The 15,566-nt window shown below is 42.3% G+C and carries 11 protein-coding genes; 4 read left to right on the top strand and 7 right to left on the bottom strand.

Features of this window, described 5'->3' with window-relative positions:
• Positions 1-126 precede the first annotated feature (126 nt).
• From ACQEXU_RS13090 to ACQEXU_RS13065, 6 genes are all read right to left on the bottom strand, one after another.
• Complete coding sequence (locus ACQEXU_RS13090) at positions 127-345, bottom strand: DUF2835 domain-containing protein (RefSeq protein ID WP_367986448.1); 219 nt, start codon at positions 343-345, stop codon at positions 127-129.
• 45 nt (positions 346-390) lie between these two features.
• The gene (pepN, locus tag ACQEXU_RS13085; RefSeq protein WP_427011146.1) at positions 391-2,997 is read right to left on the bottom strand and encodes an aminopeptidase N; all 2,607 of its coding nucleotides are present in this window, start codon (positions 2,995-2,997) and stop codon (positions 391-393) included.
• Positions 2,998-3,148: 151 nt separating this feature from the next.
• Positions 3,149-3,805, bottom strand: a complete 657-nt coding sequence (locus tag ACQEXU_RS13080; protein ID WP_427011145.1) for a hypothetical protein — start codon at positions 3,803-3,805, stop codon at positions 3,149-3,151.
• A 136-nt stretch (positions 3,806-3,941) separates the two neighbouring features.
• Entirely contained in the window at positions 3,942-5,936 is a 1,995-nt protein-coding gene (gene prc, locus ACQEXU_RS13075) for a carboxy terminal-processing peptidase (RefSeq protein WP_427011144.1), read from the bottom strand.
• A gap of 17 nt (positions 5,937-5,953) precedes the next feature.
• Positions 5,954-6,580 carry an RNA chaperone ProQ gene (gene proQ, locus ACQEXU_RS13070; protein ID WP_427011143.1) on the bottom strand — a complete coding sequence of 209 codons (627 nt, stop codon included), beginning with the start codon at positions 6,578-6,580 and terminating at the stop codon, positions 5,954-5,956.
• Positions 6,581-6,678: 98 nt separating this feature from the next.
• Complete coding sequence (locus ACQEXU_RS13065; RefSeq protein ID WP_427011142.1) at positions 6,679-7,152, bottom strand: GAF domain-containing protein; 474 nt, start codon at positions 7,150-7,152, stop codon at positions 6,679-6,681.
• Positions 7,153-7,243: 91 nt separating this feature from the next.
• Here ACQEXU_RS13065 and ACQEXU_RS13060 point away from each other — a divergent pair, with 91 nt between their 5' ends.
• From ACQEXU_RS13060 to rsmF, 4 genes are all read left to right on the top strand, one after another.
• Positions 7,244-9,040 carry an ABC transporter ATP-binding protein gene (locus ACQEXU_RS13060; protein WP_427011141.1) on the top strand — a complete coding sequence of 599 codons (1,797 nt, stop codon included), beginning with the start codon at positions 7,244-7,246 and terminating at the stop codon, positions 9,038-9,040.
• A gap of 39 nt (positions 9,041-9,079) precedes the next feature.
• Positions 9,080-10,342, top strand: coding sequence for a PqiA/YebS family transporter subunit (locus tag ACQEXU_RS13055; protein ID WP_427011140.1), 1,263 nt, complete (start codon positions 9,080-9,082; stop codon positions 10,340-10,342).
• Positions 10,335-12,974 (top strand): MlaD family protein, encoded by a 2,640-nt coding sequence (locus tag ACQEXU_RS13050; RefSeq protein WP_427011139.1) that lies wholly within the window; start codon positions 10,335-10,337, stop codon positions 12,972-12,974. The genes ACQEXU_RS13055 and ACQEXU_RS13050 overlap by 8 nt, the downstream gene beginning before the upstream one ends.
• 99 nt (positions 12,975-13,073) lie before the next feature.
• Positions 13,074-14,498, top strand: coding sequence for a 16S rRNA (cytosine(1407)-C(5))-methyltransferase RsmF (gene rsmF, locus ACQEXU_RS13045; protein ID WP_427011138.1), 1,425 nt, complete (start codon positions 13,074-13,076; stop codon positions 14,496-14,498).
• 204 nt (positions 14,499-14,702) lie between these two features.
• On the opposite strand, the gene ACQEXU_RS13040 is transcribed toward rsmF, so the two are convergent.
• A complete protein-coding gene (locus ACQEXU_RS13040) occupies positions 14,703-15,536 on the bottom strand; it encodes a CvfB family protein (protein ID WP_427011137.1) in 834 nt (277 codons plus the stop codon).
• Positions 15,537-15,566: the final 30 nt, after the last annotated feature.

The raw sequence follows: 15,566 nt of genomic DNA, 5'->3' as shown, positions 1-15,566 counted from the left end.
ACACGGGTAATGCAGGGTTATTGTAAAAGCTTTATTGACAAAAGGTTAATTATTTAAACCTTTAAGAAGATGAAATGTTTGAGAATGTGATTAAGGTTCTATTTAAAGCTCTATTAAATCAGTTGCTCACAGAACTTCTAACTTAATAAATTTGTTTTCTTGGTCAGTTGTCAGTCGAAAACGCCCTTTAACTCCGATTTGGGTTAAAAAAGGCCGAAAGCGGGTTGCAGGAAGCTGTAGCCGTAACCCATTGTCTGTAATCACTAATACTGAGCTTGCTGCCCCTGAATAATGAGAAAGGAAGGTTTGATATGAAATGTTCAGTGAGAAATAGTAATAGTTCATCGAGATAAAGAGCCGGTAACTGCCTTAGTTACCGGCTGTCATATTTTAAGATTCTAATGCTTTAGACACTTTTTCAAACAAGTCCTTAGCTAGGTTATCTAATGCTTTCAGTGATTCCAACTCAGCCTTGATGAGAACTTGACGCTCTTCATCATATTTGCGGAATTTCAACAATGGATCGATTAAACGTGACGCCACTTGTGGGTTGCTGCTGTTAAGTTCACGTAGAATTTCGCCCGCGAACTTATAACCTTCACCACTTTTCGCATGGAAACGAACAGGGTTCATATTCAAGAATGAGCCAATTAAACTTCTCGTACGATTTGGGTTTTTCAAACTGAATGCTTCATGGCCCATCGTTTGTTTAATAACATCCAAAACATCTTCTGAAGGGTTTGCACCTTGTAACGCAAACCATTTATCCATGACTAAACCATCATGTTTCCATTTTGCACTGTAATCTGCCATCAACGCTTCACGACATTCAAGCTGTGCGCTGTTCACTGCTGACATTGCGGCAATCGTATCTGTCATATTGTTTGCTTGCTCATATTGAGCTTTCGCTAACTGATTTCCTTGCTCGGTATACGCAAGATAAGAAAGTGCGGTGTTACGTAGCGAACGTTGACCAATTGCTGAGTGTTCTATCGAATAGTTCGCTTGTTTCAAGCTGTGGTAAATTGCACTGAACTCGTCTTCCAGCTCAGTTGCCAATTTAACTTTGATTGACTTTAGGACGGATGCTACAGCATCAACATCAACTTGCTTATACCAACCGAAAACTTCATTGTGACTTGGAAGCGATAACATTTCCGCGATGAACGCATGTTCGAGGTTTTCGTTTAATAGAACACCGCGGAATGCATCGATAACAGAGTCTGGCAAATCAAATTGTTCATCATTTTGAACGGCTTGTACATTACTGCGAATGTATTTTGCCAAGAGCATCTGCCCTGCATCCCATCGCGCAAATTCATTACGCGCGTGAACCATTAGGAAAGTCAGCTCTTCATCACTGTAATCATATTCCATAACGACTGGTGCTGAGAATTCTCTAAGCATTGATGGAATTGGTTTTTCATTCACGTTTTCAAAAACAAATGTTTGCTTGTCTTTAGTCACATTCAAAACATTGTTTACTAGAGAATTGTTACGACGTAACTCAACTACATCACCATTTGCTTGATACAGTTCAATATCAAACGGAATATGTAATGCTTGTTTGTCATTTTGGTCTTGTGTCGCTTCCGTTGATTGCTCAACCGTCAGCGAATAAGTTTTATCCAGTTCATTGTATTCACTCGACACTTTTAGCTTTGGTGTACCCGATTGGCTATACCATAAACGGAATTGTTTTAAGTCCACACCAGAAGCATCTTCCATCGCAGAAACAAAGTCTTCACAAGTAGCCGCCGTACCATCGTGACGCTCGAAGTACAACTTCATGCCTTTCTGGAACCCTTCTTCACCAAGCAAAGTGTGCATCATTCGAATGACTTCGCTGCCTTTTTCGTACACGGTTAGCGTGTAGAAGTTGTTCATCTCAATCACTTTCTCAGGTCGAATTGGATGAGACATCGGGCTAGCATCCTCGGCAAACTGAGGACCACGAATAATGCGAACATTGTTAATTCGATTCACAGCCCTTGAACCGAGGTCAGAAGAAAACTCTTGGTCACGGAATACGGTTAAACCTTCTTTAAGGCTTAGCTGGAACCAATCTCGACATGTCACTCGGTTCCCTGTCCAGTTATGGAAATACTCATGGCCAATAACCGCTTCAATGCCTAAATAATCCGTATCTGTTGCCGTTTTATCATTTGCTAGGACAAATTTAGAGTTAAAGATGTTTAACCCTTTATTCTCCATTGCGCCCATGTTGAAGAAATCGACAGCAACAATCATATAGATGTCGAGATCGTACTCTAGGCCAAATCGTTCTTCGTCCCACTTCATCGAGTTAATCAGCGATGTCATTGCGTGTGGAGCACGGTCTAAATTCCCTTTATCAACGAAGATTTCAAGCTCAACATTACGACCAGATCGTGTGATGTATTTGTCACGTAATACATCAAAATCGCCAGCAACTAGGGCAAACAAATAAGCTGGTTTAGGGTGCGGATCTTGCCATTGAACCCAATGACGACCTTCTTCAAGTTCACCTTCTGCAATTCGGTTACCGTTACTTAATAGAAATGGATACTCAGCTTTATCAGCAATCACTTTCGTTGTGTACTTTGCTAGCACATCCGGACGGTCCATATAATAAGTGATACGGCGGAAGCCTTCGGCTTCACACTGAGTACAGAATGCGCCACCTGATTTATAGAGCCCTTCTAAAGCCGTGTTCGCTTCAGGGTTTATTTCAGTAATAATGGTTAAATTAAACTGCTCAGGTAACTGGTGTAACTCTAAACACCCTTCAGCCTCTTGGTAGTTCGTCCACTCTTCACCATCAACTTCTACGCGCTTTAATACAAGACCTTCACCGTCTAATTTCAGTGAGGTCTTATCTGATACTTGTTTGACGTTAGAAACTGCCGTGACGGTTGTTGCCGTATCATGCAAATCAAATGTTAGATCGATATCGGTAATCGTGTGACTTGGTGATTGATAATCTTTACGATATTTGGCTTGTGGTGTTAGAGCCATGTCTAAATCCTTCTGAACACAAAGTATGTCAAAGAAGCTTACAACTCTAAATGCAAAAAAACGAGGTATAAACCTTAAATACCTCGTTATTTTGCTATCAAAGCTCTATCAAACAATCATATTGACTATTTTTTAATCCAACTGTAGATAGTTAACGTATCCTATTTAGGACTGCGTACATACCGCCTTCCTCAATCTCTAGCGTTAAAGTATCACTGTTTAAAGTGTAGCGAGTATCATGCTCTCCATTTTCATACAGCAGTACCAAGTGGTTACCTTCGGTGTAATAAACACCTCTATGTACCGCTTCATCACCGGATTGATTTCTCACTTTGAACATAAAAATAAAGTCTGGTTGCAACACTAAATCCATCCGATGTGCATCATGGATATCCTCGCCAGAAAGGTGCTTACTTGACCAGATCCCTGCTAATGAGTTGGATAACGCTTTAGTAAACGTTACACCATTCAGATTCAGCAAGTTGTGGTTGACTGAGTATTCATACAGTTGTGGTTCTGATGAATCCACTCCCAAGATAATTGTATTCTCGTTTGCAGTGTAGAGCCCTTCCCAATGATCCACACTATAATCTTTCTTCTGGATATCGATCTTGAAGTTATAGTTTGAGTCCAGTGTTAATTTGATCGCCAAAAAATTCTCAGAAGACTTTTCAGGTTCTGGATTTATCAAATACCAATCCCCAATCAAGAATGGCGAGTCAAATTGTGTTAAATCATTCTTTTTCTTTGTGTCATTCGCTGAAAGCGAAAAGCTTAAGCAAGCTAAAACAATAATAATGAATCTCATAGCGCATCCCTCACTTACCTTTTAAGCGTAGGTTGCCGTTCTGAATAACGCTAAATTTTCGATCTAAATCACATTAATTATTGGCATAAAAAAAGCGAGCTATATAAGCTCGCTTTGTATTTCAATAAGTTAGAGATTAACGAATCATATCAACCATAATCGCAACTGACTCATCCAGATACGCATCTGGTGCTTCATAGTCTTTTGGCACGTCATCAAGCGTTTTAAAGGCTTTCAGTCCCTGTGCTTTTTGACGCTGGTTAATGCGTTCTAAACGTTCATCATCCGCTTTATCACTCTCTTCTTTGCGCATTTTTTCATTTAAAGACAACATATTGTCGTCTTTTTCTGCTTTGTAGCGCTTGATATCTTCAGCAATAAATCGGAACTCTAAATCTTTAGCAATTCGTACCTGATGCTTAGCCGTCAGTTTGCCAATAAGTGCTTCGTTACCTTGTAACTTAAGATACTTGGCATGATCAATACTGTCCCACGGTAATGCATTGTCCTCCACACTTTCACCAGTTTCACTTGGATCCACTGCTGTAGGGAATGCAATATCCGGAGCCACACCTTTGTTCTGTGTACTTCCACCATTAATACGGTAGAACTTCTGAATCGTATACTGAACATAGCCTAATTCGTTATCAAACAGGTCATAAATATGATTCAAAGAACGATGTTGCTGTACGGTTCCTTTACCAAATGAGTTCTCACCCAAAATAATGCCACGACCGTAATCTTGCATTGCCGCCGCAAAAATCTCTGAAGCCGAAGCACTATAACGGTTAACCAAGACCATTAGCGGTCCTGTGTAGCTGATTTTGCCATCGGTATCGCTGTTAACATTAACCCGGCCGTAACTATCACGGACTTGCACAACAGGACCACTCTCGATAAACAGTCCAGATAATGCAGTCGCTTCTGTTAATGCACCACCACCGTTATTTCGCAAATCAACAATAATGCCTTCAACACCATCTGATTTAAGTTTAGTGATCAGTTTATCTGTATCTTTTGCTAGTCCAACATAAAAGCTTGGTACCTCTAAGACACCAACCTTTTTGCCGTCCTTCTCAAAGACTTCAGATTTAACGGCGCGATCTTCCAGTCGAATCTTGTCGCGAATCAGCGTAATCACTTCCGCCTTCGCATCTTTACCCTCAGGTAGCACCTGCAAGTTAACTTTTGTACCTTTAGGCCCTTTGATAAGCTGAACAACATCATCCAATCGCCAACCAATGACATCAACAAGCTCTTCGCCTTCTTGACCAACACCGATAATGCGATCGCCCTCAGCGAGCTGCTTGCTCTTAGAAGCAGGACCACCAGCAACTAATGAACGAATAACGGTATAATCGTCCGTCATTTGCAATACAGCACCAATCCCTTCTAAAGACAAATTCATTTCTGTTTGGAATTGATCTGCGCTTCGAGGACTTAAGTAACTGGTATGAGGATCGACTTCACGCGCAAACGCATTCATGTAGAGCTGAAATACATCTTCGTTATGCGTTTGGCTCAAGCGTTTTAATGCGTTGTTATAACGTTTGCCTAAAATCTCTTTGATTTCTTTCCAGTCTTTGCCAGTCAGTTTGAGATTCAACGCGTCATACTTCACCCGCTTACGCCACAACTCATCAAGCTCTGCTTTATCTTTCGGCCAATTCGCTTCACTACGATCGAGCTGGATGGACTCATCGATATCAAACGACATTTCTTTGTCGAGTAACGATAACGCATATTTAAAGCGTTCATAACGACGCTTCATTGATAAATTGTACACATCAAATGCGATCTGGTTATCACCAGATTTCAATTGATCATCAATAGCAACCGCGTATTTATTAAACGAATTGACATCAGCTTGCGTAAACACATTTCGATTGTAATCCAACATTTCGATATAACGCTCGAAAATGGCTTGAGAAAACTTGTCGTCAAGGGAAAAGTGTTTGTAATGAGAACGGGTAAAACGAGAAGTAACTCGCTTACTAGCAGTCTGGTGTTGAGCTTCAGGAACAAGAACCGGAAGGTCCTCTAGTTTGATTTTAGCATCAACGGCGTGAGCTGAAGACGCTGCTAGCCATAGGCTAGCAGCAATCAGCGACATTTTTGAACGGCATTTCATGCGTAGGAGTATCTCCTTTATGCGCGCAGGTGCTCCGCTTTAACAACCATTTGTAGGCCGTTAGTCAGTTGAACGCGCACATCTTCCTTATTAATTTCAACGATAGTCGCAGCCATATTTCCTTTGCCCATATTCACGTTCACTTCGTTACCAATGGTAATTTCATCAGCATTAAGTGCACGTGTTTCTACTGGCTGTTTGGCCTTTGGTGCTTTATTCGCTTGTGGGCGACGGTTTTGTGGCTTTTTAGCTGGTTTCGCTTTCGCCTTACCTTCTTCACGAGCCTTCTGTGCTTGCTCTTTACGACGAGCTTGCACCTTTGCTTTACTTTCAGCTAGTGCAGTTTGCGCGTGTTCAACATGTTCTGCTTCAAGTTCACCACATGGGTTACCATCTAGATCAACACGTACAACACCCGGTTTAACACCGTGTAGGTAACGCCATGATGAAGTGTACTGTCTTAACGCTGCACGAAGCTGTGTCTTGCTTACTTTCGGGTCGTCGGTTAGACGCTCCGCAAGATCTTGAAAAATACCAATTTTAAGTGGTTTTGCTTCACCTTCTAAAGTAAAGCACTTAGGGAAACATTCAGCAATATATGCGATAACTTCTTTGCTGTTTTTTAACTTTTCAGTGTTTTCCATGAGGATTCCTGGTTATAGCGGCCTTTCCGCGAGCATTAAGATAAATATTTCAGGTATTATAGTGACCTGCAAGCGAAAAACCACAGGGAAAGGTTAATTTATGCCTTGATAGCGTGTGAATTAAGCAGGTTTTCTACTTCCTTCATCAAAAATGTCAGTCCTTCTTCATCAACTTGTGAGAATCGGCCAACTTTTGGGCTGTCTATATCGAGCACTCCAGCAACGGTGCCTTTTAATGAAAAAGGAATCACGATCTCAGAATTACTTTCAGCATCACAAGCAATGTGACCTTCAAACTCATGCACATCATGAACACGCTGCACCTGATTAGACGCGACAGCAGTACCACATACACCTCGACCTACAGGAATTCGTACACAAGCTGGCTTCCCCTGAAAAGGACCAAGAACAAGCTCATCTTCTTTCATCAGGTAAAAACCAACCCAATTGAGATCTTCGAGTTCCATATTTAGCAAAGCGCTCAAGTTAGATAAATTAGCGATTAAGTCAGTTTCATCTTCCAGCAATGCTAAAGCCTGCTTGGTTAAGCGCTGGTAATGCTCTATTTTCATAATAACTTCCATTTGAAAACGAGAGACTTGCATGCCGGATGTGCGTACAATCCCTCGCAGACATTAAATACTAAGCATTCTCATTTAAGTAATGAATAAAAACGATAACACAATTAGCCGCTCTTGGCTGATTACACAAGTGAAATTACACAAGCGCAAACTGATTGGAGCGAATATCATCGCCATCATCGCGACGCTTATCAGTGTCCCGATTCCATTAATGATGCCATTAATGGTTGATGAAGTGCTACTAAACCAACCCGCTACTGGGTTGGAAATCATGAATGCTGTACTCCCAGCTTCATGGCACACACCAACCGGATATATCTTTTTTACTCTTTTCCTCGTCATCTTAATGCGTAGCGCTAGCCAAGCATTAAATATTCTACAAAGCCGCCAGTTTACACTTGTTTCCAAAACCATTACCTGTCGTATGCGTCAGAAAATGATCGAGAAGCTTGGTAAGATCAGTATTCGCCAATATGAAACGAGAGGAAGCGGTGGTATCAACGCCCACTTGGTTACAGACATCGAAACAATTGATCAGTTCATTGGCTCAACATTAAGCAAATTTCTGATCAGTCTGTTAACCGTTATTGGCACCGCTGCTGTGTTGCTTTGGTTAGAATGGCGGTTAGGTCTGTTCATTTTGCTGGTCAACCCAATCGTCGTCTACTTCTCACGCAAACTTGGGAATAAGGTTAAACACTTAAAAAAGAGAGAAAACCAGTCTTTCGAGCGTTTTCAAAATCGTTTAGTTGAAACGCTTGATGGTATCTATCAGCTGCGCGCTGCAAACAAAGAGCGTGAATTTCTCAACCAATTAAATGCTCATGCAGACCAAATTCGCTCCGATGCAGACAAATATGCGTGGCAGTCTGAAGCGGCGGGACGGGTTTCATTTTTACTCTTTTTGCTAGGCTTCGAATTATTCCGAGCCGTCGCAATGCTGATGGTATTATTTAGCGACTTAACCATTGGCCAGATTTTTGCGGTCTTTGGATACCTTTGGTTTATGCTCGGTCCTGTTCAAGAGATCTTAAGTATCCAGTTTTCTTGGTATAGTGCAAAAGCTGCGTTAACGAGAATCAATACTCTGTTGGAGTTGGAAGAAGAGTACCGGCCTAATAGCAAAGTGAACCCGTTCTCTCCAGAGAAAGAGGTCGATGTTCGAGTAGAAAACGTAAATTTCTCCTACAACCAAGATCATAAAGTACTAAATAACCTCAGCTTAACTATTCCTGCAGGAAAGAAGGTGGCATTAGTCGGGGCAAGTGGTGGTGGTAAGTCCACATTAATTCAACTACTTATTGGTGTTTATAGACCTGATTCAGGCTTAATTCGCTTCAACGGTGAAACAAGCGACGATATCACTTTTGATATTATTCGCGATAAAATAGCTGTCGTATTACAGCAACCTATACTATTTAACGATAGCCTGAGGCATAATCTGACCTTAGGTTCCGACTACAGCGATCTTGAATTGTGGCGAGCGTTAGAAGTTGCGCAAATGCAAGATGTAATCACTCAACTGAGTGATGGGCTTAATACACAAATAGGACGAAGCGGTATCCGTCTATCTGGTGGTCAACGACAACGTTTAGCGATCGCTCGAATGATTTTGAGCAATCCTCAGTTTGTTATTCTAGATGAAGCAACTTCCGCTTTGGACACTGCAACAGAAGCAGCCTTACACACAGCCCTATCGGAGTTTTTGAAAGGTAGAACCACATTGATTGTGGCGCACCGCCTTTCAGCGGTAAAACAAGCAGATTTAATTTATGTACTAGAAGACGGTCAAGTGAGTCAGGCTGGTACACATGGAGAGCTAGTTGAACAAGAAGGCTTATATCAAACCTTATACGGCAGTGCACAATCTCACGCTTAATTGTGACAATGTAACTATCTATTTAGGCGCTTCAGCACTATGAAGCGCTATAGTTCTCCTTTGGTTTCTCATGAAGCCACACCTACCTCCATTCGCCTTTGTCAGGGTTGTGAATTACCCGTTGATGTGTTGGATGTAAAGCAAGGTAAAAGCGCTCATTGTCCACGATGCGGCACCCAACTCTATCGAGGTGGCAGCCCATCCTTGTCAGGTAACTTGGCAATATCCATCACCTGTCTTTTGCTTTTATTCCCAGCGCACTTTTTTGATTTCATTAAAATTCGTTTATTTGGAGTGATGATACCGGCAACACTCCCATCGGGTGTATTCACCCTACTTCAGGAAGGTTTCTACTTCCTATCTCTACTCATTATTTTCTGTAGCTCTATTGCACCATTTTTGGTCTGCTCTTCGGTTACTGGGGCGCACTTCGCACTTAAAATACGCTCTTTCAAGTTACTCAAATGGTCACTAAAAACAGTCCACCACCTCAAACACTGGGTAATGATTGATGTTTTCTTAGTGAGCGTGGCTATCAGCTGTTTTAAACTGCAAGATTATTCCGATATTTTTGTTGGGCCTGGGTTATACAGTTTATTATTACTGCAACTATTTACTGTATTGTTACTCAGTCGCGTCAGTGTAAGGCGATATTGGGAAGCTTGGGATCAAGAGAAAAACTACCAGTTCGAAAAGAAAGAAATCCATTGCCATAGCTGTCACCTGTCACAGCCTGAAGGGGAACAATGTATACGATGCCACAGCCCTCTTCACCACCGTAAGCCCCGTTCATTACAAAAAACATGGGCCTATTTAATCGCGGCTACCATCGCTATTTTTCCAGCCAACCTTATCGCCATATCTGTGTTGCTGACGAATGGGCAAAGGCTGCAAGACACTATTTTTTCCGGTGTTGCCTCACTTGTAAAAAGTGGTATGACAGGCATCGCTATCATTATTTTTGTTGCAAGTATCGTTGTCCCTGTCGCTAAAATTTGTGGTTTGGCTTACATCTTACTCGCAATTAAATTCAAACGTTCGGTATACCACAGACAACGCATGACCATCTATTTCCTTGTGAAATGGATAGGTAAATGGTCAATGATGGATCTGTTTGTGATCTCGATTATGATGACCCTGCTCGACAGAGGCCAAATACTCGACTTTACGCCGGGATACGGAGCCGTAGCCTTTGGCATGGTGGTCGTTCTTACAATGCTTGCTGCTGAAAGTATCGACCCAAGATTTATTTGGGATAACTATCCCCAACCGTCAGAAAAAGAAGAGACTTTGAATGAGTAACCAATCTTCTAACCAAAAATCCCATATGCCAGATATCAAACGAAATCGTGGCATATCTCCATTGTGGATTCTCCCGATATTAACGATGCTACTGGCTGGCTGGCTCGTGGCAAAGGCCATTCATGACGCAGGTCAACGAGTTCAAATCTACTTCTCAGATGCGCAAGGGCTGGTGGCTGGTCGCACGACCATTCGCTATCAGGGTTTAGAAGTTGGGATGGTAAGAGAAATTAACCTGACTGAAGATCTGGAAAGCATCTATGTCGATGCCGATATCTACCCTGAAGCGACTAAATTGCTTTCAAAAGAAACTCGATTTTGGATGGTTAAGCCAACCGCAAGTTTATCGGGTATTTCCGGCCTTGATACGCTTGTCTCGGGTAACTATATTGCCATTCAACCAAGCGATTCAGCCGAAGAGTCGGAGCCAGAAACGGTGTTCCATGCTCTTGAACGTGCTCCTTCAGACATTCTAACTAAAAATGGGCTCAACATTACGCTGAAAGCACGTGACCTTGGTGGAATATCCGTCGGCTCTCAGATTGTGTACAAAAAGATCCCTATCGGTGAAGTATACAACTATCAGCTAAATAACGATGCGAAGAGCGTTATTATTCAAGCATCAATCAAAGATGAATATCGTAAGATCATTACCGACGAAAGCCGTTTTTGGAACGTCAGTGGCATCGGTGCGCAAATTGGGTTCGAAGGCGTTGACGTGCGTCTTGAAAGCCTAAGTGCTCTCATTGGTGGCTCTATCGCTGTTGACTCTCCTGATGACGGCCAACCAGTCGCAGATAATACTCAATTTCGCCTCTACCGAGATTTGAAAACAGCTGGGCGCGGTATTCCAATCAAAATCACCTTACCTGATGAAAACCAAATTAGTGCTTCAGGTGCACCGATCATGTATCGCGGCATTGAAATTGGCCAAGTGACTGATTTGCAACTCAGTGAAGGTCGTAAAGAAATCATCGCTTCAGCAGCAATCCAACCTGCATTTAACGATATGTTAAATAAAGGCAGCCGATTTATCCTCGAAGAAGCCAAAGTTTCTCTTTCTGGGGTAGAAAATTTATCCAATCTAGTCAAAGGTAACTTCCTAACACTCGTACCGGGTAAAGGTGACCGTTCAAGATACTTCACTGCCGTCCGCAAAAATGATTTCGCTAAGCAACAAGCTCGCTCAACAAGCGTTAGCTTGGTTTCTGATAACTCATTTGGTTTAGATGTTGGGGCAAATATTCTCTACCGAGGGATCACTGTTGGTTCAATCACTAAGGTTTCACTTGATGGTGATAAGGTTCGATTCGACACACTCATTGACAACCAGTACGCTCATCTTATCAAGTCACAGAACCGATTCTTTGTGACAGGCAGTGCAAGCGCTGAGCTCACTGAATCTGGACTTAATATTACTGTTCCACCAGCCAAACAGCTTTTAACTGGTTCAATCAGCTTTGTTAGTGAAGGCAGTAATAGCGCACTGGAAGAATACCGTCTATTCCAAAGTAAATCCCTAGCTGAGCTAGCCAAATACAACCTATCAGGATCAACAAAAATCACGCTGTTTGCTCATGAGCTTCCACCAATTTCGAAAGGCAGTCCTCTACTCTACCGAAACCTTCAAGTGGGTAATGTGGCAGACTTCCATTTGGTTGATGGCGGCGTCTATATCACCGCAAGTATCGAAAAACAATACCAGCACTTAATTACAGCACAAACCGTGTTTTGGAACCGCTCCGGTGTGGAAGTGAACGCGAGCCTTGCTGGTGTAAGTGTCAAAGCTGCGCCATTAAAAACCATGATTCAAGGTGGAATTGCCTTCGACTCCCTACCGGGTGTGGAAAACAAGCAAAACGGAAAGTGGCTACTTTATGAAGACTTCAATACCGCAAGAAAATTTGGCCATCTGATTACATTAATGTCGAAGGGTGAAAATACCATCACTCAAGGCACCGCAATCAAATATAACGGTGTAAAAGTTGGTGAAGTCACGCTTGTCATTCCAAACTTTACAAATGATAAAGTGGAGATTAAAGCCCGAATTATGCCGGAGTACGCCGCCAAACTTGCAAAAGCAGGCTCCTATTTCTGGGTTCCCAAGACAAAAGTTGGCTTAGATGGCGTGAAGAATTTACAGAACTTGTTATCGCAATCAATTAATGTTCTTCCCGGCACTGGTGCTGCCCACAGTGAGTTTGAGCTCCATCATCAAGCTCAAATTACAAAAGGGGTTAAATTTACCCTTCAAAGTGAAAGCCGAGGCTCTGTCACCGTAGGTACGCCAGTTCTTTACCGTGAAATTGAAGTTGGAAAAGTTGCGGATGTTAAATTAGGTGATTTCGCAGATCGCGTTATCTCTACCATTATTATTAAACCTGAATACGCATACCTTGTAAGACAAAACAGTGTGTTCTGGAATACCTCTGGCGTTGATGTTTCGATCGGTTTGTCTGGAGCAAACATCAAAGCAGGCACATTAGATAGTATTGTCCGAGGTGGGATCACCTTTGGAACACCGGAAAATGCACACCTGCAATCTCCTGCTCGTTCAGGTCATGCTTTCTACTTGTATCCAACACCGGAAGAAAGTTGGCCTAAATGGCGAACCGCAATTCCTAAGCCGTAAGCCACGCTTCATTGTTACTAAAAACGCAGCATATCCGCTGCGTTTTTTTATCCATTTCGCTATAATCCCACTCCTTTACACCTAATCGAGATTAACTCAGTGCACCAAAACGTTTATCTGCCAGACGACTTCCTCACCATGATCGAGTCCATCTTGCCATCACAGCTAAATATGGAGGACTTTATTCAGGCATGTCAGCGCCCATTACGTAAAAGTATCCGCGTAAACACCTTAAAAATATCGGTCGAGGAGTTTTGTCAACGCGCGGAATTAAAAGGTTGGCTGTTGTCCCCAGTTCCTTGGTGTAAAGAAGGTTTCTGGATTGAAGCAGATGAATCAAAGGTACCACTGGGTAATACCGCAGAACATATGGCAGGCCTTTTTTATATCCAGGAAGCCAGCTCGATGATGCCCGTCTCGGCACTTTTTAACTCAGATGATGCACATTTTACCGCGGTGTTGGATATGGCAGCCGCTCCCGGTTCCAAAACAACGCAAATAGCAGCGTTGATGGAAAACAACGGCATTTTAGTTGCGAACGAGTTTTCATCAAGCCGTGTCAAAGTTCTCCACGCGAATATCGAACGCTGCGGCATCCGCAATGCCGCGCTGACGAACTTTGATGGAAGAGTCTTTGGCGGGTGGCTACCTGAACAATTTGATGCCGTACTTATCGATGCACCTTGCTCTGGTGAAGGTACTGTGCGTAAAGACGCAGACGCCATGAAAAATTGGAGTAAAGCATCCGTTCTTTCGATCTCAGACACTCAAAAAGCGTTGATAGAAAGTGCATTTCACGCGTTAAAACCCGGTGGTAGCCTTGTATATTCAACCTGTACGTTGAGCGTAGAAGAGAACCAACAAGTTTGTAATCACTTAAAAGAAACGTTTGGAGAAGCGGTTGATTTTGAACCTCTAACAGGCTTATTCCCACAAGCAGAAAAAGCGTTAACAGATGAAGGGTTTTTGCACATATTCCCTCAGGTGTACGACTGTGAAGGATTTTTCGTCGCTAAAATCAATAAAAAACAATCCGTGACACCTCCCGCAGTAAAAAAGCGTTTAGGTAAATTCCCATTTGAAAAAGCTTCCAAAAAAATCCATTCAGAGATCGCGACACAGCTGGAGCAAACACTAGGTATTGCTTTACCAGCAAATAGCTCAGTCTGGTTAAGAGACAATGATGTTTGGCTGTTTCCTGAAGATTTAGAACCTATGCTTGGCGAACTGCGTTTCTCACGGATGGGGATAAAAATCGCAGAAGCACATAAGAAAGGTTACCGTTGGCAGCACCAAGTAGCCACAACGTTAGCAACCGGTAATGAGCCTTGTGCTATAGCACTTTCAGTTGATGAAGCCAGAGAATGGTATATGGGGCGAGATGTTCGACCAGAACAGCAATCAGGTAAAGGGGAAGTGATTGTTAAACTCGGTAACGATGTGATTGGTTTAGGTAAATGGGTAGGAAATCGTGTAAAAAACGGTCTACCAAGAGAGCTAGTTAGAGATAAAAATCTTTTCTAATCGATAAACGTTAGTATGAAATTCTTACATAAGCCAGCATACGCTATATGATGTACTACAATTAAATCATGGTTACATGAAGTATATCAAAAAGTTAGCGCAGGCTCTGTAGGAGCCCTTCCCCTAGACCCAGAACAAAGACGTTTTGGGTCTTTTTTTAACAATAAAAAAGGCGCTAAATGCGCCCTTTCAACTTAATCAATTCTAAACAAGGCGAATGCCATCTTTCTCGATGACAATTTTACCTTGTTTGTACAGACCACCAATTGTTTTCTTGAATGTTCCCTTGCTGGTACGAAATGCAGAGAAGATCGCTTCCGGTGTAGATTTATCATTAAGTGGTAAGAAGCCACCTTTCTTTTCTAACAACTCTACAATTTTGCTGCTTAGATCATCCATTTTATCGACACCGACTTTCTGCAACGCCAAATCGATTTTACCGTCTTCACGAACTTGCTTGATATAACCCTTTACCTTTTTACCAATGAACAGCTTACCAAAGACATCCGATTTGAAAATCACACCCCAATGCTGACCATTGATGATCGCTTTATAACCAAGGTCACTTCGTTCAGCAATAAGTAAATCAACCTGCTGGTTTTGTTGGTAATTTGCAGGGGTTTTATCCAACAGTTTGTTGAATTTTGTTGTACCAACAATACGCCCCGAAGCCTTATCCGTATAGACATACACAAGAATGTTCTGGCCCGCACTCAACCGACCACGTTGTTCACTAAAAGGCACTAATAGGTCTTTACCCTTAATTCCCCAATTCACGAACGCACCGGTACTATTAACCCCTTCAATTTTCATTAGCCCCCACTCTCCAACTTGGGCAATAGGTGTTTCAGTGGTTGCAACCAACTGATTGTCAGAGTCAAAATACAAGAAAGCATCAAGTGATTGGCCGACTTCGGTCCCTTCAGGCACAAATCGGTTTGGTAGCAGCGTCATCCCATAGTCGCCAGCTTCTAGAAACACGCCAAAATCAGCACGTTTCACAACTTCCAGATGATTTATCTGACCTACTTTAATCATTTCAATTTATCTCTTTTTTTGTCCGTAGCA

Origin of the sequence: Vibrio sp. TRT 21S02, assembly GCF_050113675.1 — a bacterium.
Classification (GTDB): Bacteria; Pseudomonadota; Gammaproteobacteria; order Enterobacterales; family Vibrionaceae; genus Vibrio.
Note: the sequence above shows the minus strand (reverse complement) of the source record. Positions and strands in the feature narration are given on the sequence as shown.

What these genes read in the sequence shown, in the direction of transcription:
- ACQEXU_RS13090 (WP_367986448.1), bottom strand. Translation starts at nt 345, where the DNA reads ATGAACTATTACTATTTCTCACTGAACATTTCATATCAAACCTTCCTT.
- pepN (WP_427011146.1), bottom strand. Translation starts at nt 2,997, where the DNA reads ATGGCTCTAACACCACAAGCCAAATATCGTAAAGATTATCAATCACCA.
- ACQEXU_RS13080 (WP_427011145.1), bottom strand. Translation starts at nt 3,805, where the DNA reads ATGAGATTCATTATTATTGTTTTAGCTTGCTTAAGCTTTTCGCTTTCA.
- prc (WP_427011144.1), bottom strand. Translation starts at nt 5,936, where the DNA reads ATGAAATGCCGTTCAAAAATGTCGCTGATTGCTGCTAGCCTATGGCTA.
- proQ (WP_427011143.1), bottom strand. Translation starts at nt 6,580, where the DNA reads ATGGAAAACACTGAAAAGTTAAAAAACAGCAAAGAAGTTATCGCATAT.
- ACQEXU_RS13065 (WP_427011142.1), bottom strand. Translation starts at nt 7,152, where the DNA reads ATGAAAATAGAGCATTACCAGCGCTTAACCAAGCAGGCTTTAGCATTG.
- ACQEXU_RS13060 (WP_427011141.1), top strand. Translation starts at nt 7,244, where the DNA reads ATGAATAAAAACGATAACACAATTAGCCGCTCTTGGCTGATTACACAA.
- ACQEXU_RS13055 (WP_427011140.1), top strand. Translation starts at nt 9,080, where the DNA reads ATGAAGCGCTATAGTTCTCCTTTGGTTTCTCATGAAGCCACACCTACC.
- ACQEXU_RS13050 (WP_427011139.1), top strand. Translation starts at nt 10,335, where the DNA reads ATGAGTAACCAATCTTCTAACCAAAAATCCCATATGCCAGATATCAAA.
- ACQEXU_RS13040 (WP_427011137.1), bottom strand. Translation starts at nt 15,536, where the DNA reads ATGATTAAAGTAGGTCAGATAAATCATCTGGAAGTTGTGAAACGTGCT.